Origin of the sequence: Bradyrhizobium betae, from assembly GCF_050632175.1 — a bacterium.
Taxonomy (GTDB): Bacteria; Pseudomonadota; Alphaproteobacteria; order Rhizobiales; family Xanthobacteraceae; genus Bradyrhizobium; species Bradyrhizobium betae_B.
Window position 1 is genome coordinate 6671711 of the sequence record NZ_CP192576.1, and the last position, 19118, is coordinate 6690828.

A 19118-nucleotide genomic window follows, 5' to 3' on the forward strand; every position below is an offset into this window, starting at 1 on the left:
GTAACGGGCGACCGGATCCGCTCCTCCCCCGGTGAATTCGGCTGCGGCTGTTCGACCAAGGCCTAGGAGCGTGACTTTGCTGGACAAAATTCGAAATACAGGTCATGGGATTTTGCGGGACTTTTCCGCCCCATTGGAGACCCATTTGGACGCCATCACCGACGCGTCCGCGGGGGTCCTGACGCGGGCGGTCAGCGGAGATATCGGGGAATTCATGCGGCAACGGGTGCGTCAGTTTCGAAATGCGGTCGTGCGGCAGTTGGCCGCCTCCTCGCTGGTCGTGATGGTCAGTCTCGGCGGCGCTTCCGCCCAGAGCGGGACGCCTGCCCCCGACCAAGGCAAGGCCGCCGCCCAGCCCGCCGACGCCGCCGCCGCCAAGGACGCCGCCCAGAACCAGCGCCGCACCGACGAGTTCGCCGAAGCCGCCCAGGTCATCAACGGCCCGGCCGGCAATCCCGAATGCGTCTGGCTCGGCCGGCGCGTGGTGCGGCTGATGTGGCGCGACGACCTCGATACCGCGTTCCGCCATCTCGACCTCTACGACCGCTTCGGCTGCCCCGGCGGCCACATCCAGGCGGCGTTCCGCTGCCTGACCCGCTTCGGCGGCCAGATCGATCCCAAGGTCGCCGAGACCCTGGACAGCCGTGTGCACGCCTGCTGGATCAACCCGGCCTCCCAGCCGCAGCAGGCTGCGGCCGCAGCTTCCCAGCCGGCCGCGCCGACGTCGGGCAGCGCACAGCCGCAGCCGGCCGCCAGCCCCTCGCCCGCGGCAAGCCCGACACCGGCGCCCCCAAAATAGCCGCGATCGTTTCAGCCGCCGTTCATGAACGATCGGCGATAGCTATCGTCGGCACTGCCGCGCGTTTGCAAGGAGCCATGCCCTCATACCGTCATGAGGCCATGGCAGTTGTGAAACGGCGCGGCAGAGGTATGCTCCATTTGCCGCGGACTCGGTCGGATCTCGGGGTCGGATCCGCTTCCCTGCCACCCCAGCCCCTTTTGGTTTAGCCGCGATGCGCGTTGTCGCCGCCGTTCTGTTGCTCGTGACCGCGCTCCACGCGGGCATCTGGGGAGTCCTGCGCGACAAGGAACCCGCGCCGGACTTCAAGGGCTTGCTGCCGAGCCTCTCCTACACTCCGTTCGAACCCGGCCATGTCGTCGACAACAACGTCGATCCCGACAAGATCTGCGCCGACATGAAAAAGCTCTCCACCATCACGCGTGCCATCCGCTCCTACTCGGCGACGGAAGGCAACGAGCTGGTGCCGCCAATCGCCGCCGAATTCGGCATCAAGGTCACGGTCGGCGCCTGGATCGACAAGGACCCGGATCGCAACGAGCGCGAGATCAAGGCCGCGATCGAGCTCGCCCGCAAGAACAGCAACGTCAACGGCGTCGTCGTCGGCAACGAGGTGATCTATCGCGGCGAGCAGAAGATCGAAGACCTCATCGACATGATCAAGAAGGTCAAGGGCGCGGTCCGCGTGCCCGTCACGACCGGCGAGATCTGGAACATCTGGCGCGATAATCCCGACCTCGGCTCCAATGTCGATTTCATCGCCGCCCACGTGCTGCCCTACTGGGAAAACTTCCGCTCGGATCAGGCCGTCGACCAGGCCGTGGACCGTTACAATCTGCTGCGCAACCTGTTCCCCGGCAAGCGCATCGTGATCGCCGAGTTCGGCTGGCCGAGTGCCGGCTACAATCTGCGCAACGCCGATCCGGGTCCGTTCCAGCAGGCGCTGACCTTGCGCAACTTCGTCAGCCGCGCCGAAGCCATTGGCATGGAATACAACATCGTCGAAGCCATCGATCAGCCCTGGAAATACTTCGAAGGCGGCGTCGGTCCCTACTGGGGCATCCTCAACGCCAGCCGCGAGCCGAAGTTCGCCTGGACCGGCCCGGTCGAGAATCCCGACTATTGGAAGCTGATGGGAATCGCGCTGCTGGTCGGCATCCTGTTGTCGCTGCCGATCCTGCGGATCCAGCAGCCGACCGCGCGGCAGGCATTCCTGCTGTCCGCGACGGCCAACGGCGTCGGCGCCTGGGCGGCGACCGTGTTCGCGTTCTGGAACGGGCACTATTTCATCTTCGGCTCCGCCTTTGCCCTGACGCTCGGCATGATCCTGCTTGTCCCGCTCGTCCTCATTGCGATGGCGCGAATCGATGAGATCGCAGCGGTCGCCTTCGGCCGGCCGCCGCAGCGGCTGCTCGGCAAGGACAAGCCGGTCGAGAACGTGCCCGAGAATTATTGCCCCAAGGTCTCGATCCACATTCCCGCTTATTTCGAGCCGGTGGAGATGCTCAAGCAGACGCTCGATGCGCTGTCGCGGCTGAACTATCCGAACTACGAATGCGTCGTCATTATCAACAACACGCCGGATCCGGCGTTCTGGCAGCCGATCCAGGACCATTGCCGCGCGCTCGGTGAACGCTTCAAGTTCATCAACGCCGAGAAGGTGCAGGGCTTCAAGGCAGGCGCGCTGCGCATCGCCATGGACCGCACCGCCGTCGATGCCGAGATCATCGGCATCCTCGATGCCGACTACGTCGTCGATCCCGACTGGCTGAAGGACCTGGTGCCGGCGTTCGCCGACGCGAGCGTCGGCCTGGTGCAGGCCCCGCAGGAACATCGCGACGGCGATCTGTCGATCATGCACTACATCATGAACGGCGAATATGCCGGCTTCTTCGACATCGGCATGGTCCAGCGCAACGAGGTCAACGCGATCATCGTGCACGGCACGATGTGCCTGATCCGCCGGGCCGCGATGGACATGGCCGGCGGCTGGTCGAGCGACACCATCTGCGAGGATTCGGACCTCGGCCTTGCGATCCAGGAACTCGGCTGGACCACCCATTACACCAATCATCGCTACGGCCAGGGCCTGCTTCCCGACACCTACGAGGCCTTCAAGAAGCAACGTCACCGCTGGGCCTATGGCGGCCTGCAGATCGTCAAGAAGCACTGGCGCCAATTCCTGCCCGGCAAGAGCCGGCTGACGTCCGACCAGAAGCACGAATACGGCCTGGGCTGGCTGAACTGGCTCGGCGCCGAAAGCCTCGGCGTGGTCGTGGCGCTGCTCAATCTCATCTGGGTGCCGATCGTCGCCTTCGCCGACATCGCCATCCCCGACAAGATCCTGACGCTGCCGATCATCGGTGCCTTCATCGTCTCGCTCGCGCACTTCCTGTCGATGTACCGCGCGCGCGTCGCGATCAAACCCGGCCAGATGCTGGGCGCCATGATCGCCGCGATGAGCGTGCAGTGGACGGTGTCGCGCGCGGTGGCGCAGGGCCTCATCACCGAGCACATCGCGTTCGCGCGCACCTCCAAGGGCGGCCTGTCCCGGATGTCGATCGAGTTCCAGGCGTTCTGGGAGGCTGTGATCGGCGCCCTGCTGCTGATCGGCGCCGGCGTGCTGATCGCGTCCAACAGCTTCCGGCAGATCACCGAGATCTACATCTTCGCCGGCGTCCTGGTGCTGCAGAGCCTGCCATTCCTGGCGGCGGTGGCGATCGCCATCCTCGAGCTTCAGCCGCATCAACTCGTTCCAGTTCTGGCGCGACAGCGCGATCCGCACCGCAGAGCTGATCGGCCTGCGCCCGGTCGCCCTGCCGACACCCGTCGGCACGCCGCAGCCGGTTCCGAGCGAGGTTCGCCGCGAGGTGAAGTGACGGGGATGCGCAGTTCGGCGTGGATGACGGCCCGTCAGCCGGGTTGAAAATCTGCCCTTAAGCTGCGGACGGCGCGAGCGAATCCCCGCCGCTGCCGCGAGTTTCGGCAACCGCCCCTGCTATTGACCTCGGCGCCCCATCCCCCTACACAGCGCGGGCCGAAAGCATGATCCGGAAACAGCCGGTTTTCCCCGCGACGCAAGTCGAGCGCAGCGGCAAGTCATGCTTCTCGAATGTCCGGAGACGATGGCGATCGATCGCAAAGCCATCAGCGGCCATGGGAGCGCGTAGCTCAGCCGGTAGAGCACGTGACTTTTAATCACGGGGTCCTGGGTTCGAGCCCCAGCGCGCTCACCATCAAAATCGATAATTCAGGTCGAACGTCGGAGATCTTGGCTTCCGAAAACGGCACTCGGGCAGCCCTTACGAAGCGAAATGCGGGCTCTCGAATACATCTCACGAACCGGCCCCGCCAGTCACTTGAAGCGTGAGCGTCTTCTCAAGCAGGTGTCCGAATGCGCCCCACGCGCTACGCGGAGACCGCTCAAAAGGCGTAGCGCCGCGCGGAATTGATTGTTGCCTGCAAACGGTCCCATTCGAGCGCGCGCCTCCGTCAGGTAACTGCGGACCTTGCCTGTTAAGTGCAGTGTCAACGCCATTCCAGGTGTCGCCCCATGAGGCGGATCATCGTCATACCCAGCTCGCGCTCCGCAGCATTGATGCCGCAATCGACGCGATGTTATGCTCGTCGCCGAACCGGGAGTTTCTCGATGCGCAAGGTCGCCGCCGCCGTCATGCTTGGCCTGATCACCGCCCCCGCGCTGGCGCAGGACCATGTTCCAATGTACGGCGAACAGACGGATAAGACGGAGTCGCAGAAGGCGGACGACATTCGGGCTGAGCGCGCCTATCAACGCTCCCTCAACAATGTTCCCAACCAGAAGGCGGTTGATCCGTGGGGAGCCGCCCGCGGCGACGATGCGTCCAAGAAGCCGGCAAAACCCGCGGTGAAGCATTCCTCCAAGGCCAAGAGCGGCAGCACCGCCAATTAGCGAATTCTGGAAAGAGGGCTTCCAGATCCTCGGCTCTCCGGCGCCGTCGACGGCACGCTCAGCGGCGCTCCGCCAACCGAAACCGGCCCGGCAGGCTTCGACTGCCGCACCCTCCACTTGCGCATCGCGGCGGAGAATCCATAGCGCGCATGCGCTTTTTGGAAGGAGGGATTACGGTGACAGTGCTGGACTGCACCTAAATATCTGGAAGCGGCGTCCCTTTGGTTGACCCGCCCCCCTCCCCACGCCGTTGCCAATCCCCCCAATGGGCGCACGCTGCCCTTGCGCGCAAGACGCAACCCCAGGGAGAGCGACATGAAGGAACCGGGCCTCGACGGCCGCCACCGCGACAAGGATGGCACGATCGGCAAGAAGCACGGCAACACGCTGGTCGGCACGCTGCGCAAGATCTACGGCAAGGGGTTCGCAGCCGGCTATCCGGATACGACGACGCTGAGCGAAGTGCTGGCCCAGTTGAACGAGACCTCGCTAAGCCAGTTGCGCCGCGACCACGACACCGGGCATCTCGGGCACAAGATCGATCAAGCCTCGAAGTGACGCAAGCTTCAGCTTTCCGGGGCTGACACCGTGGCCGGGACGCTCAGCGGCGCGCCGCCGACCGAAACAGGCCCTGCCGATTTCGACTGCCGAACCATCCGTTTGCGCATCGCCGCGGACAGTCCGTAACGCGCGTTCGCTCTTCGGATGGAGGACGTGACATCCGACACCATCACGTTTTGCAGCGAGTCGACCTTCGCGATGAGCGTGGACAGTTGCGACGAGACCTTCTTCACGTCGACCCGTTCGTCGGTGACGCTCTGTCGCAGAGAGAGCAGCACCGTGGAATCCTGCTGTGTCCGAGCCGCATTCTGCTGCAAGACACGGTTGTTCTCGAGGAGAGAGGCGGTGTGCTGCTGCTGGGCCGACTGGATCTCCTTCAAGGCGACAATGACCGGATCCGGTTTTGGCGCGTAAGCCTCCAGTCGCGGAAGCATTTCCGCAAGGCTGCCGATGCTCAGCGATGAAAAATCAGACGGCAACGTATAGATGGCCGCCGAGCCGTTGATGGCCAAGGCACACACCGACAGTGCCAGGATCGATGTCCGGCTGGACCGCTTGATCGGTTCCGGAGCCTCCGGAACTGCAGGGTCGGGTGCGGCAGCTGCCGCTGCAAGTGCGGCGGGGTCGAACTGTTCGACCAGGCATTGCGCTTCTGATGTCGTGGTCACGGGCATTGACCTCAAATGAGCGGGCAAAAGGAGGCCGACGCCGGAACGTCCTCACGACGCCTCCTTTACGCAGCACTCACTTACAACTGTCGAAAATTGTGTGCTTTTCGGCTTAATTCCACGTTAGCGACGTAGCGCCCGCCAAGCCCGGCCACTCCGGTCGAATACGGAGTGTGTGCGACAGAATCGATCATGGGCCGCCTGCCTCGACGCACCACAAAGGTGCAGACAACGCCCACAGAAGGTGTAGGATTCACGAAAATCGGGAGGAACGGCATGTTTGAAATCAGCGGTTTCGACACGGCGGGAGTCGTCAGCCTCAAGCGGCCGTCACTGGCCGCCGCCCTCAAGAAAGCCAGGGAGCTTGTCGAGGACGGGTGCTGGGACGTTCAGGTCGTTGATCCCGGTGGCCAGGTCTACACATCGTTCGAGGAGCAGGCCGCCTAACCGCGCACGCTCCGGGTCTTCCAACGTCTGGCGTGAAAAACCCCAGCGCCTGGTGGAGCGCTGGGGCGTTTTCGAAATATCGATCGATAAATGTCGATTGGTGAAATATCGGCTGGTCGAGCAATGGCCCTTTGATAGCAGCGATCGCGCCGGGCGTTTGTGAACTGCTTCACACGGCAGCGCCAATGACCGCCAACGTGCAGAACATCTGACCGGCCCCCCCCGCGTCTATTGTTTGTGTGATCGAACGACGCGCGTTAGCTTGAGCCTTTTTACGGAGGCTCATTTGAGACCCACCATTTTCATCTTCATCGCCGCTATCGCGCTGCTTGCAATGGCCCCTGCCCGCGCGCAGCCGCTGGTCGATCCGAGCAAGGTCGCTCCCGAATTTCGGGAGGCGGCCGAAAAGCGGCAGGCCGAGCAGATCCGCCAGCGCGAATGCGCGCTCAAGGCGGATCTCGAGAAGGTGCTGCCGCGCGATCGCACCGACTATCTCAACCACTGCCTCGATGCGATCGCGGCCAAGCAATAGTTCAAGCAATAGTTCAAGCAATAGTTCAAGCGATAGCTGCGGTCGGATCAGCACCGAAGCGCGATGCCTGCGGCCTATCATGTGTGGGGTGATCACGTGCGGTCGCGAGACCGGGGTCGGCTCACCTGACCATTCAGCCTTTCTTCAGACCTTTGGGCTCACCTGACGATCCATTTCCATTGATCATTGTTGTCCGATGAGTTCCGTCCAGATTCAATGTACGCGCTGCAAGGGCGTGTTTCGAGACCACGCCGGGCGATTGCAGGATGGCTATACCAGGCAATGTCCAGGTTGCGAGGTGGTGCTGTTCTTCGCCGAGGACTCGCAACATCCTTTCATCAAGCGCGCGATGCGCGACGCACGCAAGGTCCGCAAGGAACTGCGCGAGGCCGCGGCAGCGAGGCGCGCTGCCCCGGAGGCACCGGCCGCGACATCCCGCCCGTCCGAGGGCCGCAGGCGAACAGCGGGCCGATCCGAGTAAGGTGCAACTCGGTACCTACCTGCCAAGTCAACGGCCGCCCCGTTCACCGGCTGCGTGACTTCCTCGGAAACAGACGATCGCGGATATAGCGCGAGGTCGGGGTCAGGCGGATCCCGCGGGGCTTCTGCCACACGGCGCGGTCGATCTCCTTCTTGTCGCCGATCGCCAGCCTGCCCTTGGCACCCTTGGCGATGAAGATCGCGTCGCTCATCTTGCGGCCGGAGCGCTTGTTCCTGGCCTTCACTTCCTTCCAGAGGCTGATCCTGCCAAGCTTCAGCTTGGGCAGCTCCTCCTTGATCTCGCGGCGCAGGCAGTCCTTGTCGGACTCGCGCGCGCGCTTGCGGCCGCCCGGGAACATCCACAGGCCGTCCGACCGTCGCCTGACCAACAAAACCTTGCCGCGTTTCGCGGCAACCAGCTTGGAAGACTTCGCCATTGCTGCCGTAAATGGAAAACAGAATCGTCCTATCGTAACTTGTCTAGTCGAATAGACAAGTTCCGGCGGCCCGTTGATCACAAGCCGCAAGACCCCTTCTCGACACGGCGGGCAGATCGCGGCCTGCTCGGCAGGAATCAGCCTTCGACTGCCGGCTTCCCCGCCCCCGCCCGGTCTTCTGTCCTGATCCAGGCCATCATCATCTCCCAGGCCACCGACAGGATGATCGGCCCGATGAACAGGCCGACGATGCCGTGGGCGAGCGTTCCGCCGATCACGCCGACGAAGATCACGATGGTCGGCGTGGTGAGGCCGCGCCCCATCACCAGCGGCTTCAACATGGTGTCGATGAAGCCGACCAGGACGAGAAACACCGTGAGCAGCAGCGCCGTGGTGACGTCCTTGGCGGTCCAGATCCAGATGATGACGGGCAGCAGGACCAGGAAGGCGCCGATCTGAACGATCGAGAGCAGCAGCACGATGAAGGCCAGCAGGCCCGCGCTCGGCACCGCCGCGAGCTTGAAGCCGATCCCGGCCAGCAGCGCCTGCACGATCGCGACGCCGATCACGCCCTGCGCCACCGCGCGGATGGTTGCGCCAGCAAGCCCCAGGAAATGCTCGGTCTGCTCGGGCACGATGCGAAACAGGAAGCCGCGGCTGGCCGCAACCAGCCGCGGCCCGTGCGGAAACAGGAATCCGGCCACGAACACCGAGACGAGAAACTGCAGCGTCCCGAGGCTCGCATCGCCCGCCAGCGACAGCAGCGGTCCCGCCAGCGGCTGCAGATACGGCGCGATCTCGCGCAGCACCGCGCGGATGTTGGCGTAGGCTTGCTCCCAGAGGTCGAACAACCAGGGCCCGACGACCGGCCAGGATTTGAGCTGCTCCGGCGCCGACTGCAGCGCAAGATCGCCGGTGCCGAGCTGGTGCGCCAGCTCACGGACGCCGTCGACCGCGCTGAGGCCGAGCCAGGTCGCAGGACCGATGACGATGCCGAGCGTGATCAGGGTAAGGATGGCGGCGGCGGTCTTGGGCCGGCCGCCAAGCATCCTGGCGACCCAGCTGAAGGCCGGGTAGAACGCGACCGCGAGCACGCCGCTCCAGGCCAGGATCGGCACGAACGGGCGGATGATCAGGAAGGTCCAGATGATCAGCAGGGCAAGCAGGCCGAGCCGGATCACGAGCTGGATGATGTCCTCTCCCGTCAGGAGTTGACGGAGACTTTTCACGGCCACGGCTTTCCTTGCGGCATTTGACGCGGGTTCCGGCACTTGCGGGGAGCCGTTATTGCCAGCCCCGCATCCCGCGTCAAGGCGACCGGGGGCGCGGCGCGCAAGCGGCCGGACCACGGCGGCACCCGGCCCTCATGGTCCGCCAAGACCGCCCAAGCCCGCGCCTTACCACGCGGGCCGCTGCAGGCCGGAAATCCAGCAACATCCGGCAGCCTGCTTTGGCTAACGCCGATTAACCGGATTTCTGCAGGGCGGTTTACGCGGCTGCAAAAGCTCGCACCTACGCTTCGGGTCAAAGTCCCCAAGAACACTTTCGGTGCCATGGCCAACAGCATCTGGACGATCGAAGAATTCACCTGCCCCGGTTGCAGCATGAACTACACCGCGACACGGGAAGAGCACGTCGAGCCGCATTCAGGCCAGTTCAAATGCAGCATCTGCAGCGGCGAGGTGCACGCCTGGTCGGGGAAGCATCACTTCTTCGGCTGGCAGGCGGTGAAGACCAAGCCGCCGGTGTTCGGCCGGCGCTGGGCCGGCGCGGGGTGGTAAGGCTGCCCCGGCCACTACCGATAATCCGAATTGGTGCTGACAGCTCTTGATCACACTCGTGAGCCAATCGTTGCCGCCCCCGACGGAAGGCTCGGATGCATTCAAACCCAATACGTCCTGTGAGTTGCGCCGTCGTGGCGGCAGCGCCGGCTGGCTGATGGCTAGATCGTTGAAAAGTTCTCTTCAAACCAGTTGACGAAGGCACGCGCCTTCGCCGTCGGCAGTCTCCCGCTGGGATAGAGTGCCCACAGGTCGGCGCTCGGAAGCTTCCACTCGCTAAGCACCCGAACAACGCTCCCACTCTCGAGTTCGGGTTCCATCATCCAGCGCGAGCTGATCGCGAGGCCAAGACCGGCAATCACCGCCTCACGGACTCCCTCGGCCGCACTGAACGAGAGCCGTGTGGGAATACGCACGGACGTATCTTCAGTCGCGCGACGAAAACGCCATTCCTCCGCTACCAGGCCCTGTGTGTAGACAATTGCAGTGTGATCGAGCAGATCACTCGGAGCAGATGGTGTGCCCATTCGCGAGAGATAGGCCGGGCTCGCCACGACCGATCGCTCGCACGTCGCGAGTTTACGGGCGGTCAGGCTGGAATCAGGGAGCTCGCCCGCCCGAAGGGCCACGTCGATATTCTCCCCCATCAAATCAATGTAGCGGTCGTCCATGACGAAATCGACGAGAAGATTGGGGTGCGCGTCCAGGAACGCGCCGATCCTTGGGACGATGTGCAATCTTGCAAAGGTGACCGACGCACAGACACGCAGTCGTCCGTCGAGCCCTTTGCCCAGCCCGCGGGCCGCAGTCTCGGCCTCATCAGCCTCCGCCAAGGTGCGGCGCGCACGCTCATAAAAGGCCTGACCCGCCTCAGTGGGGTGAAGTTGGCGCGTTGAGCGGACCAGAAGCCGCACCTGGAGGTGATCCTCCAGGGCCGCCACCAATTTCGACACAGCCGGCTGCCCCATCCGCAAATCACGCGCGGCCGCCGAGAACGAGCCGGTCTCGACGACCCGGACAAAGACTTCCATCGCGTGCAGCCGGTCCATCTCGCCTCTCGATATATTCCGATTAGGAATATGTTTTATCGCCACAGTCTGCCTTCTGCAATGATTGGGAATAGCTGATTCAGGCGTCACGCCAGCGATGTCGCTGGACCGACCAGGAGACACACGATGACGCTTCAGGAAACTCTCGCCACGATCGCGAAATCCGGCCTGCCGCTGCAAGGCAAGCTCGACGCGCTGAAATTCGAATTCGACAACAACCTCGCGCCGCCGGCGGCAGTTGAGGTGCTGCACCGGGCCACCGACGAACTGATCGCATCCGGTGCGCAGAGCCGCGCACTGAAAGTCGGGGACGTCGCGCCGGAGTTCACCCTTCCGGATCCGGACGGCAATCCCGTGTCTTCCAAGGCGCTGCTCGCCAAAGGACCGCTCGTGGTTACGTTCTATCGCGGCGCCTGGTGTCCGTTTTGCAACTTCGACCTGAGCGCGCTGGAGGACGCCCGTTCGGACATCGAGTCCCGCGGCGCGACCCTGGTTGCGATCTCGCAGCAGACGGCGCCCAATAGCCGCAAATCGCAGCGACAGAACGGACTGGGGTTCCCGATCCTCGGCGACCATGGCGGAGAAATCGCCGCGCGGTTCGGCGTTCGCTGGACGCTGCCGGACTATCTACGTGAGGTTCAAAAAGCGCTTGGAGCGGATCTGACGCAGTTCAACGGCGAGGACAGCTGGACCCTGCCAATGCCCGCCCGTTATGTCATCGCGCAGGATGGCACGATCGCCTACGCCGAGGTGAACGCCGACTACACCAAGCGCCCGGAGCCCTCGGCCATCTTCCCGGTTCTTGAGAAGCTGGGGCGCCGGCAGGACGCGTGAGTCCCTCGACAATTTGTACCGATCGGATCTTTGGCGCTTTGGAGCGCCGAAGATCGGATTTGGCAACCGGACAGGACATCTTGCTTGGTGACCTCGCGCCGAAAGCTCTCACGCTCTGCCCCCACATCCGGATCTCCGTATGCGAAGCCAATTGAGAATGAGGCTAATGAGATGAGGCAAAGAAGTCTCAGTCGCCGAGCTTGATCAGGCTCGGCGAGCGGTTCGCGGTCTCGCGCAGGCGGCAATAGCTCGCGCCCCCGGGTACATGCCGGGTTCGACTTTGTCGAAGACCGCGCAGGAGCGATCACGCAACGCGCGGAAGTTTTCTGCGAATACGTGACGCGAGCCAAGCCGCGTTGCGCGCGAACAATCGCGATCCCCTGATCATGGCAGCTGCCCCAATATGAAAAAACCCGCGGCGGACTTCTCCGCGCGGGTGTTACGATTTTTTCGATGATGCCATTCTGCCAGTGTTTTGCCCGACGTGTCAAATCCGGGCGCCGCAGTGCGAAGCGCAGTCGCGATGTCTGTGAGCGGTTCGCGTCAGGCCACGTCCGAGAAGGGCCTGCCTGCAAGCGGCTGAAAATGGCGAATGCTTTCAATGTCTGCGCTACTGTGCATGGGGTTGTTTTTCTGCTTTTGATTTGAGGGCATGCGAACGCAAGCATTTCGGGGCCGGCGCGCGGAATCCGGCCGGGCTCTGCGGCGAGCGCTTTGCCGTGGCGCAGGGATGAGGAACTGACGCTTCTGCTCCGCCACGACACCCGCTAAACTCCCCCTCCCCGCAACAGAATCCGACATGCAATGACCGCACCCTTCGTTCCCCAGATCGCCCTCTATCGCAACTGGCTCGCCGCGCAGCGTGGCCTCACCTTCGCGAACTACGAGGAGATGCGGCAATGGTCGGTGCGCGATCTCGACGGCTTCTGGCGCAGCATCTGGGACTATTACGATCTGCAATCGCCGACGCCGTTTGCCGCCGTGATCGCCGAGCGCAAGATGCCCGGCGCGGTCTGGTTTCCCGGCGCACAGGTCAACTACGCGCGGCAGGTGTTCCGGCACGTCGAGGCGGCGCATGCCGCAGGCCTGCCTGCGATCGTCAGCAGCGGCGAAGACGGCAGGCTGACGGAAACCAGCTGGCCCGAGCTCCGGCGCAAGGCGGCAGCGCTCGCGCTGCATCTGAAAGAGCGGGGTATCAAGCCCGGCGATCGTGTCGCCGCTTATCTGCCCAACATTCCCGAGACCATCATCGCGTTCCTGGCAAGCGCCAGCCTCGGCGCGGTCTGGAGCGTCTGCGCACCGGACATGGCCGCGCCCGCCGTGATCGACCGCTTCAAGCAGATCGAGCCGAAGGTGCTGATCGCCTGCGACGCCGTCACCTATGCCGGCCGGCGGCATGACCGCAAGGACGTCGTCGCCGAGCTGCGTCGCTCCCTGCCCACGGTCGAGCATGTCATCCTGCACAGCGAGGCCGGCGCGCCGGCAGCCCCGGATGCCCTGCTCTCCGATATCCTCGCAAAGACCAGCGCCGCGATCGACGCGTTCGAGCCGGAATGGCTGCCGTTCGATCATCCGCTCTGGATCGTCTATTCCAGTGGCACCACCGGCCTGCCGAAACCGATCGTGCACGGCCATGGCGGCATCGTCATCGTCGTGCTGGCACTGCTCGGCCTGCACAACGATCTCGGCTGCTCCTATCACGAGAACTCGTTCGGCGAGCGCTATCACTGGTACTCGTCGACCGGCTGGATCATGTGGAATTCGCAAGTTGGCGGCCTGCTCAACGGCACCACCTGCTGCATCTTCGACGGCAGCCCCGGGGGCGCCAGGGACAAGCCGGACTGGACCACGCTGTGGCGCTTCGTGGCGCGGGCGAAAGCGACCTTCTTCGGCGCCGGCGCGGCGTTCTTCGCCAGTTGCGCCAAGGCTGAGATCGATCTGGCCGCGGCCGGCGACCTCTCGCGGCTGCGCTGCCTCGGCTCGACCGGCTCGCCGCTCAGCGCGGACACGCAAGGTTGGTTCAACGACCGCTTCGCGGCGCTGTCGAAGACCAACGGCAGCAAGGCGCAGGCCGACATCTGGTGGGCCAACATCTCCGGCGGCACCGATTTCGCCGGCGCCTTCATCGGCGGCAATCGCGAACTGCCACAGACGCCGGGCGCGATGCAGTGCCGCTCGCTCGGAGCCGCGGTGGAAGCCTTCAATGAGCAGGGCCATGCCGTGATCGACGAGGTCGGCGAGCTCGTCTGCACCGAGCCGATGCCCTCGATGCCGCTCTATTTCTGGAACGACAAGGACGGCGCCCGCTATCGCTCCAGCTATTTCGAGACCTATCCGGACAATTTCGACGGCAGCGGCCGCGGACCGGTGTGGCGGCACGGCGACTGGCTCAAGGTCAACCTTGATGGATCCTGCATCATCTACGGCCGCAGCGACGCCACCATCAACCGGCACGGCCTGCGCATGGGCACGAGCGAGCTCTATTCCGCGATCGAGGCGTTGCCGGAGGTGCTCGATAGCCTCGTCATCGACCTCGAATATCTCGGCCGCGACAGCTACATGCCGCTGTTCGTCGTGCTGCGCGAGGGCGTCGTGTTCGACGGCGCGATGCGGGCCAGGATCAACAAGGCGATCGAGGCCGGTGTGTCCCGGCGCTTCCTGCCGAACGACATCTTCGCCGTCGCCGAGATCCCGCGCACGCTCTCGGGCAAGAAGCAGGAGCTGCCGATCAAGAAGCTGCTGCTCGGCCAGCCGGTCGAGAAGGTCATCAACAAGGAGGCGATGGCCAATCCCGGCTGCCTCGACTGGTATCTCGCCTTCGCGCGCGACTATCTCGCACGGACCGCGGCGTGAAGCTGCGATCAACCTCCGCCAAAATTGGAGGGATCGAGATTCCTGTTCTCCGAGGGCGGAATAGGTGGCCACCCGGGAAATTTGTACCAGCCGGGCGGCGCCGGAGCGTTCTCCGCCGGATGGACCACGACATGGTCGCGCGGACGCACATGACGTATCGGCCCAGCGACAGCCGACGCGCATGTTGAAATCAAGAGGGCCAAGGCCAGGACAGACCGCATTGCGTATGGCTCCAGACGTCCACCCGACCTCCTATTTGGGGTGGGAACCACGCTCGAACGACGCACCGCAACGTCACGATATCTCACATCGGCGACATCGCCGATGCCGCAACGCCCCCGATCACCCCAATTGCGCCTTTGGCATTTGGAATCCGTTCACCGATCGCCGCTAGATCAGGATGGATCCTTCGCGACGAGCACCAGAAATGGCCGACCTCAACGCCGTCCTCACCAGGCTCAACGATCGCCTGCTCCGCCTCGAGGGCGAACTGTTCGTGCTGCGCTCGCTGGCGCGCGCGACGCTGACCGCGGGCGACGACCATGCGGCGCGGATGCGCAAGCTGGTCGAGGCCGCGAAAGTCGCCCTCGACGATGAGGCAACGCGTGCGCTGGACAAGCCGACGCGGAAATATGTCGACGCAGCCACCGCGCTCGTGGAGGAATTGCTGGTCGAGCCGACCCAGGCGCGGCCGCTGTTCACCGTCATCGACGGCGGCCGGCGCGACTGATCACGTCAGATCGGACGTGTCGCACCGGGATCCGCGGATTCAGCTTTGAGCCGGCTGAGCCCCTCCTCGATGATCGCGATCTCCTCGTCGATCTGGCCGATCGGCAGGCTGAAATCGTAGCCGGACTTGCTCTTCAGATCGACCGCAAGTCGCTGCCGGTGCATCATCAGCGCGTCGAGGCCACGGCGGTTCTTCAGCCGCACATAGGCGTTGACGATCTGCTCAATTGCGTTCGGCATGAAATCGGTCCCGGCAAAAGCCCGCGCGGCGCACCCGCGCCGGCGGGACATTTTTGGTGTCGCGGTACGCAATACAAATCCGCGACGGATTCTGTCGATACGCCGGGCTGGTTGAGAACGCGTTACCGTCACATGATTTCGTGACGCGCGGCATGAAAAAGCCGCTGGCGTGATCGCGCCAGCGGCCAAAGCCGGGTTCGAAAGCGGATCGGGAATGAAATGTAGCCAGCCCCGGATGGCACGTTCTAACCGAACCCGAGGCATCGTTCTGTTAAAAACAAACCACAGGAACCGGGGCGTACACATTTGATGCCGGGCGTTGCCGCGCGGCAACGCAAATCCGTCCCACAGAATACATGGGCCGCAGCCTGCGCTCGGCGCTGTCGGGACAATACCGATCGAGCGGCGCCGGCTCCCGTCCGAACAGCCGGCCCGGCGCCTTGTTGATAACGATCGCGAACGCCGGGCGGGTGGTGACAGGGCGTCCGGACGTGTTATCGGGAGGACGACGCAGCTGCGAGACGGATCGGACCCCCATGCGCATTACCCTTGTCGGCTCCCGCCATTTCGGCGTGACCACCCTGAACATGCTCCGGGAACACGGCGTCTCGATCGTGCGGGTCGTGGTGGCCGATGCCGAGGATCGCCTCGCCGCGACCGCCAAGGCGGCCGGAATCGAGGTGGTGGTGCAGGCCGATCCCAAGCTCGTGGTCGCCTCCGAGATCGCCCCCGACACCGACCTGATCATCACCGCCCACAGCCACGCCCGGATCGGCAAGGATGCGCTCGCCGCCGCCAGGCTCGGCGGGATCGGCTACCACCCCTCGCTGCTGCCGCGACACCGCGGCAAGGCCGCCGTGGAGTGGACCATCAAGGAAGGCGATCCGATCGCCGGCGGCACCATCTATCATCTCGCCGACCGCATGGATGCTGGCGCGATCGCCGCCCAGGAATGGTGCTTCGTCAAGAAGGGGAGACCGCGCGCGAACTGTGGGAGCGCGCCCTCGCTCCGCTCGGCCTCAAGCTGCTGGCCGACGTGATCGACTATGCCAAGGTCCACAAGGTGCTGCCGTCCAAGCCCCAGGACGAGCAGTTCGCGACCTCCGCGCCGAGTCTCTCCTGACGTTTACCCTTAACGTGAAGCCGCGTTGATTCTGCTTCAAAAATTGGAGCGAAAATCGCGAATAAACCATTGTTCCAACAGGAACAATTTTCGCTTTGGCATCGCAACAAATTTCCGTCACATTTCGCCCGAATAAGCGTCAGAATATCAGACACATTGAAGGACGAATTTATGCGTTTTGGTCGCATCGCGGCGTTCTGTGCCGCTTCAGTTTTCGCCGGCACCCTCGCCGCCCCCGCTTTCGCCCAGAGCCCCTATGACGGCAACTGGCAGGTCACCATCGTCACCAAGAGCGGCACCTGCGAGCCGACCGCAAGCTCCCTGTTGACGGTTGCCGACGGCAGGATCACCGCGCCCGGCGCTAACGTTTCCGGCACCATTGGCCGTGAGGGTCTTGTGAAAGTTTCGATCAATGGTGCATATGCCAACGGTCAACTCAACGGCAACGCCGGATCGGGGAAGTGGAATGGAGCATCTGCAGGCATACCGTGCAGCGGGCGATGGGAAGCATCGCGCCAATAAACCAATGACGGCTCGCGCCTGGAACTGGCGGCTGCTGATCGCGGCCGCCGTTCTGTTTGCGGCGGGGATCCTCGGTTCGGAAAGCAAGGCTCAGTCCGGCCCATTTGCTGCGATGGCCGGTAACTGGAGCGGCAGCGGCACCGTGACGCTGGATGACGGCTCGACCGAGCGGATCCGCTGCCGGGCCAAATACGCACCGATCGGCCCGACCATGGAGATGTCGCTGACCTGCGCCAGCGACGCCTACAAGTTCAACCTCGGCGCCAGCGTCAGGGCCGAGGGGAGCGCCATCACCGGCAGCTGGTCCGAGGCCAGTCGTAACATCTCCGGCTCGCTCCAGGGTCGTGGCGGCGGCGGGAACTTCGAGGTCGTCGCTTCCACCGCCGGCTTCAACGCCAACATCGCGATGAAGACCAGCGGCAACAGGCAGAGCGTCACGATGCGCGCGGACAGCCAGTTCCGCGGCGCCAACATTTCGATGTCGCGCTAAGCCGACACGCCCGAATGACAGATCGACCCGGCGACCTCGCCGGGTCGATTTTTTATGCGTTCGGGACGAACGCCGTGACCTCTATCTCGACCTTGGCCCGGTCGTCCACGAGACCGCCGATGTAGAGCAGCGTCGAAGGCGGGAAGTTGCGCCCCAGCGTTTCCTTCCAGGCCGCGCCGATGCCGGCACCCGCGGCCTCATATTCGCTGCGGCTGGTGAGGTACCAGGTCAGGCGGACAATGTGTTCTGGACCCGCGCCGGCCTCACCCAAAAGTTTGATGATCCGCGTCAGCGCGGTTGCGACCTGCGCCGCCATGTCGGGCGCGTAATTGCCGGTCTCGTCGCCGCCGGTCTGTCCGGCCAGCACCACCCAGCGGCCCGGCCCTTCCGCCACCACGCCATGGGAAAAGCCGCGCGGTTTTTTCCATTCGGCCGGCTGCAAGATGCGCATGAGCGAAGTTCTCCCGTTTCTTGTCGTTGTTCCCCCAAGCCTTAGCACGTCGCCCGGCATCGCTGCATCCGCAGATTTGGCCGTTGCAAACGGCGGCAATGTCGTCGATACCCGCCCTCCCCAGGCTCGATCTCCCGCACCCGCACCGATGACCGCGACCCCGTCCAAAGCGATGGCTGCACTGTGGATGGCCGGCTGGCTGGCGCTGATGCTGGTCATGGCGGTCGCCGGGCGCGAGACCACGCGCGAGCTCAACGTCTTCGAGATCATGGAAGTTAGGTCGGTGATCGGGTTCTCGCTGCTGCTGCCGATCATCTACCGGTCCGGCGGCTTCAAGGCGGTCGCGACCAAACGCCTGCCCCAGCACCTCGCGCGCAACGGGGTCCATTATTTCGCGCAGCTCGGCTGGTTCTACGCGCTGACGCTGATCGGGATCGGCCAGGTGGTGGCCATCGAATTCACCATGCCGATCTGGACCGCGCTGCTAGCCGCAACGTTCCTCGCCGAGCGCATGACCGTCTGGAAGATCGCCGCCATCGTGCTCGGCATCGTCGGCGTCATCATGATCGTGCGGCCCGCCACCGGCGAGGTCAATCCGGGCCAACTGATCGCGCTCGGCGCTGCAATCGGCTTCAGCATCTCCATGATCCTGGCAAAATCGCTGACCCGGACCGAGAGCGCCTTGTCGATCCTGTTCTGGATGATCGTGGTGCAGTTTGTCGTGGGCCTGCTGCCGACGCTCTATGTCTGGACCTGGCCGTCAGCCACGCTCTGGGGCTGGCTGTTCGTCATCGGGGTCTGCGGCACATTTTCGCACTACTGCCTCGCCAGCGCGCTCCGCTATGCGGATGCGACCATCGTGGTGCCGATGGACTTCTTGCGGGTTCCGCTCACGGCAACCGTAGGCTGGCTGCTGTATTCAGAGCGGCTCGACTCCTGGACGGTATTTGGCGCCGCGCTGATCCTCTGCGGCAATCTCTTGAATTTGAAGCCCGCACCGCCGGTTCCCACCCGCGCCCAGTGAACCCGCGCGCGGCCTCGCGCGACAAACAAAATGGTCGAGCGTGATTTGGATCACGTTGGAGGGGTATTCCATCGTGCACATTCGGCCGCGAAGCAATGGGTTGGGCGAGCTGTCGTTTCGCTAGCGCGAAACCGGGCGTGTCGTGTAAGTTCGTTGCCAATTTGTTG

The 19118-nt window shown here is 64.0% G+C and carries 18 protein-coding genes, 1 tRNA gene and 2 pseudogenes; 15 read left to right on the top strand and 6 right to left on the bottom strand.

Annotation, left to right across the window (positions count from 1 at the left end; genetic code table 11):
- The first annotated feature begins 214 nt into the window (after positions 1 to 214).
- From ACQ86E_RS32095 to ACQ86E_RS32115, 5 genes and pseudogenes are all read left to right on the top strand, one after another.
- Positions 215 to 799 (top strand): beta-1-3, beta-1-6-glucan biosynthesis protein, encoded by a 585-nt coding sequence (locus tag ACQ86E_RS32095; protein ID WP_431203362.1) that lies wholly within the window; start codon positions 215 to 217, stop codon positions 797 to 799.
- Positions 800 to 1013: 214 nt separating this feature from the next.
- Positions 1014 to 3678 (top strand): annotated as a pseudogene (locus ACQ86E_RS32100) (glycosyltransferase).
- A gap of 281 nt (positions 3679 to 3959) precedes the next feature.
- A tRNA-Lys gene (locus ACQ86E_RS32105) sits at positions 3960 to 4035 on the top strand.
- A 413-nt stretch (positions 4036 to 4448) separates the two neighbouring features.
- Positions 4449 to 4730, top strand: a complete 282-nt coding sequence (locus ACQ86E_RS32110) for a hypothetical protein (protein WP_431203363.1) — start codon at positions 4449 to 4451, stop codon at positions 4728 to 4730.
- A 315-nt stretch (positions 4731 to 5045) separates the two neighbouring features.
- On the top strand, positions 5046 to 5288 hold the full coding sequence (locus ACQ86E_RS32115) for a hypothetical protein (protein ID WP_431203364.1): 243 nt from the start codon (positions 5046 to 5048) through the stop codon (positions 5286 to 5288).
- A gap of 8 nt (positions 5289 to 5296) precedes the next feature.
- On the opposite strand, the gene ACQ86E_RS32120 is transcribed toward ACQ86E_RS32115, so the two are convergent.
- Positions 5297 to 5965 (bottom strand): hypothetical protein, encoded by a 669-nt coding sequence (locus ACQ86E_RS32120; RefSeq protein WP_431203365.1) that lies wholly within the window; start codon positions 5963 to 5965, stop codon positions 5297 to 5299.
- Positions 5966 to 6235: 270 nt separating this feature from the next.
- Here ACQ86E_RS32120 and ACQ86E_RS32125 point away from each other — a divergent pair, with 270 nt between their 5' ends.
- Entirely contained in the window at positions 6236 to 6406 is a 171-nt protein-coding gene (locus ACQ86E_RS32125; protein WP_431203366.1) for a hypothetical protein, read from the top strand.
- 334 nt (positions 6407 to 6740) lie between these two features.
- Positions 6741 to 6938 (top strand): hypothetical protein, encoded by a 198-nt coding sequence (locus ACQ86E_RS32130; protein ID WP_431206621.1) that lies wholly within the window; start codon positions 6741 to 6743, stop codon positions 6936 to 6938.
- 524 nt (positions 6939 to 7462) lie between these two features.
- Here ACQ86E_RS32130 and ACQ86E_RS32135 read toward each other — a convergent pair.
- Positions 7463 to 7855 (bottom strand): NUDIX hydrolase, encoded by a 393-nt coding sequence (locus ACQ86E_RS32135; protein ID WP_431203367.1) that lies wholly within the window; start codon positions 7853 to 7855, stop codon positions 7463 to 7465.
- A gap of 137 nt (positions 7856 to 7992) precedes the next feature.
- Positions 7993 to 9090 carry an AI-2E family transporter gene (locus tag ACQ86E_RS32140; RefSeq protein ID WP_431203368.1) on the bottom strand — a complete coding sequence of 366 codons (1098 nt, stop codon included), beginning with the start codon at positions 9088 to 9090 and terminating at the stop codon, positions 7993 to 7995.
- Between the two features lie 318 nt (positions 9091 to 9408).
- On the opposite strand from ACQ86E_RS32140, the gene ACQ86E_RS32145 reads away from it, so the two are divergent.
- Positions 9409 to 9636 carry a hypothetical protein gene (locus ACQ86E_RS32145; RefSeq protein WP_431203369.1) on the top strand — a complete coding sequence of 76 codons (228 nt, stop codon included), beginning with the start codon at positions 9409 to 9411 and terminating at the stop codon, positions 9634 to 9636.
- 161 nt (positions 9637 to 9797) lie between these two features.
- On the opposite strand, the gene ACQ86E_RS32150 is transcribed toward ACQ86E_RS32145, so the two are convergent.
- On the bottom strand, positions 9798 to 10685 hold the full coding sequence (locus ACQ86E_RS32150) for a LysR family transcriptional regulator (RefSeq protein WP_431203370.1): 888 nt from the start codon (positions 10683 to 10685) through the stop codon (positions 9798 to 9800).
- A 168-nt stretch (positions 10686 to 10853) separates the two neighbouring features.
- On the opposite strand from ACQ86E_RS32150, the gene ACQ86E_RS32155 reads away from it, so the two are divergent.
- The 3 genes from ACQ86E_RS32155 to ACQ86E_RS32165 all read left to right on the top strand — a co-directional run bounded on the left by ACQ86E_RS32155 (position 10854) and on the right by ACQ86E_RS32165 (position 15102).
- Complete coding sequence (locus ACQ86E_RS32155; protein ID WP_431206622.1) at positions 10854 to 11519, top strand: peroxiredoxin-like family protein; 666 nt, start codon at positions 10854 to 10856, stop codon at positions 11517 to 11519.
- Between the two features lie 804 nt (positions 11520 to 12323).
- Positions 12324 to 14372 (top strand): acetoacetate--CoA ligase, encoded by a 2049-nt coding sequence (locus ACQ86E_RS32160; protein WP_431203371.1) that lies wholly within the window; start codon positions 12324 to 12326, stop codon positions 14370 to 14372.
- A 427-nt stretch (positions 14373 to 14799) separates the two neighbouring features.
- Positions 14800 to 15102: a hypothetical protein gene (locus ACQ86E_RS32165; protein ID WP_247289861.1), complete on the top strand. Its 303-nt coding sequence runs from the start codon at positions 14800 to 14802 to the stop codon at positions 15100 to 15102.
- Positions 15103 to 15107: 5 nt separating this feature from the next.
- Here the strand turns inward: ACQ86E_RS32165 and ACQ86E_RS32170 are convergent, their stop codons facing one another.
- Complete coding sequence (locus ACQ86E_RS32170) at positions 15108 to 15341, bottom strand: hypothetical protein (protein WP_375314556.1); 234 nt, start codon at positions 15339 to 15341, stop codon at positions 15108 to 15110.
- Between the two features lie 536 nt (positions 15342 to 15877).
- Between ACQ86E_RS32170 and ACQ86E_RS32175 the strand changes: the two are divergent.
- The 3 genes and pseudogenes from ACQ86E_RS32175 (at position 15878) to ACQ86E_RS32185 (ending at position 17476) form a co-directional block, all read left to right on the top strand.
- Positions 15878 to 16464, top strand: a pseudogene (locus ACQ86E_RS32175) (formyltransferase family protein).
- Positions 16465 to 16635: 171 nt separating this feature from the next.
- Entirely contained in the window at positions 16636 to 16986 is a 351-nt protein-coding gene (locus ACQ86E_RS32180) for a hypothetical protein (protein ID WP_431206623.1), read from the top strand.
- On the top strand, positions 16931 to 17476 hold the full coding sequence (locus tag ACQ86E_RS32185) for a hypothetical protein (RefSeq protein WP_431203372.1): 546 nt from the start codon (positions 16931 to 16933) through the stop codon (positions 17474 to 17476). The genes ACQ86E_RS32180 and ACQ86E_RS32185 overlap by 56 nt, the downstream gene beginning before the upstream one ends.
- Before the next feature lie 52 nt (positions 17477 to 17528).
- On the opposite strand, the gene ACQ86E_RS32190 is transcribed toward ACQ86E_RS32185, so the two are convergent.
- Complete coding sequence (locus ACQ86E_RS32190) at positions 17529 to 17927, bottom strand: RidA family protein (RefSeq protein ID WP_431203373.1); 399 nt, start codon at positions 17925 to 17927, stop codon at positions 17529 to 17531.
- Between the two features lie 148 nt (positions 17928 to 18075).
- On the opposite strand from ACQ86E_RS32190, the gene ACQ86E_RS32195 reads away from it, so the two are divergent.
- The gene (locus tag ACQ86E_RS32195; protein ID WP_431203374.1) at positions 18076 to 18951 is read left to right on the top strand and encodes a DMT family transporter; all 876 of its coding nucleotides are present in this window, start codon (positions 18076 to 18078) and stop codon (positions 18949 to 18951) included.
- Positions 18952 to 19118: the final 167 nt, after the last annotated feature.

What these genes read in the sequence shown, in the direction of transcription:
- ACQ86E_RS32185 (WP_431203372.1), top strand. Translation starts at nt 16,931, where the DNA reads ATGGAGCATCTGCAGGCATACCGTGCAGCGGGCGATGGGAAGCATCGC.
- ACQ86E_RS32165 (WP_247289861.1), top strand. Translation starts at nt 14,800, where the DNA reads ATGGCCGACCTCAACGCCGTCCTCACCAGGCTCAACGATCGCCTGCTC.
- ACQ86E_RS32160 (WP_431203371.1), top strand. Translation starts at nt 12,324, where the DNA reads ATGACCGCACCCTTCGTTCCCCAGATCGCCCTCTATCGCAACTGGCTC.
- ACQ86E_RS32135 (WP_431203367.1), bottom strand. Translation starts at nt 7,855, where the DNA reads ATGGCGAAGTCTTCCAAGCTGGTTGCCGCGAAACGCGGCAAGGTTTTG.
- ACQ86E_RS32190 (WP_431203373.1), bottom strand. Translation starts at nt 17,927, where the DNA reads ATGCGCATCTTGCAGCCGGCCGAATGGAAAAAACCGCGCGGCTTTTCC.
- ACQ86E_RS32120 (WP_431203365.1), bottom strand. Translation starts at nt 5,965, where the DNA reads ATGCCCGTGACCACGACATCAGAAGCGCAATGCCTGGTCGAACAGTTC.
- ACQ86E_RS32170 (WP_375314556.1), bottom strand. Translation starts at nt 15,341, where the DNA reads ATGCCGAACGCAATTGAGCAGATCGTCAACGCCTATGTGCGGCTGAAG.
- ACQ86E_RS32150 (WP_431203370.1), bottom strand. Translation starts at nt 10,685, where the DNA reads ATGGACCGGCTGCACGCGATGGAAGTCTTTGTCCGGGTCGTCGAGACC.
- ACQ86E_RS32145 (WP_431203369.1), top strand. Translation starts at nt 9,409, where the DNA reads ATGGCCAACAGCATCTGGACGATCGAAGAATTCACCTGCCCCGGTTGC.
- ACQ86E_RS32115 (WP_431203364.1), top strand. Translation starts at nt 5,046, where the DNA reads ATGAAGGAACCGGGCCTCGACGGCCGCCACCGCGACAAGGATGGCACG.
- ACQ86E_RS32110 (WP_431203363.1), top strand. Translation starts at nt 4,449, where the DNA reads ATGCGCAAGGTCGCCGCCGCCGTCATGCTTGGCCTGATCACCGCCCCC.
- ACQ86E_RS32125 (WP_431203366.1), top strand. Translation starts at nt 6,236, where the DNA reads ATGTTTGAAATCAGCGGTTTCGACACGGCGGGAGTCGTCAGCCTCAAG.
- ACQ86E_RS32195 (WP_431203374.1), top strand. Translation starts at nt 18,076, where the DNA reads ATGACCGCGACCCCGTCCAAAGCGATGGCTGCACTGTGGATGGCCGGC.
- ACQ86E_RS32130 (WP_431206621.1), top strand. Translation starts at nt 6,741, where the DNA reads ATGGCCCCTGCCCGCGCGCAGCCGCTGGTCGATCCGAGCAAGGTCGCT.
- ACQ86E_RS32095 (WP_431203362.1), top strand. Translation starts at nt 215, where the DNA reads ATGCGGCAACGGGTGCGTCAGTTTCGAAATGCGGTCGTGCGGCAGTTG.
- ACQ86E_RS32180 (WP_431206623.1), top strand. Translation starts at nt 16,636, where the DNA reads ATGCGTTTTGGTCGCATCGCGGCGTTCTGTGCCGCTTCAGTTTTCGCC.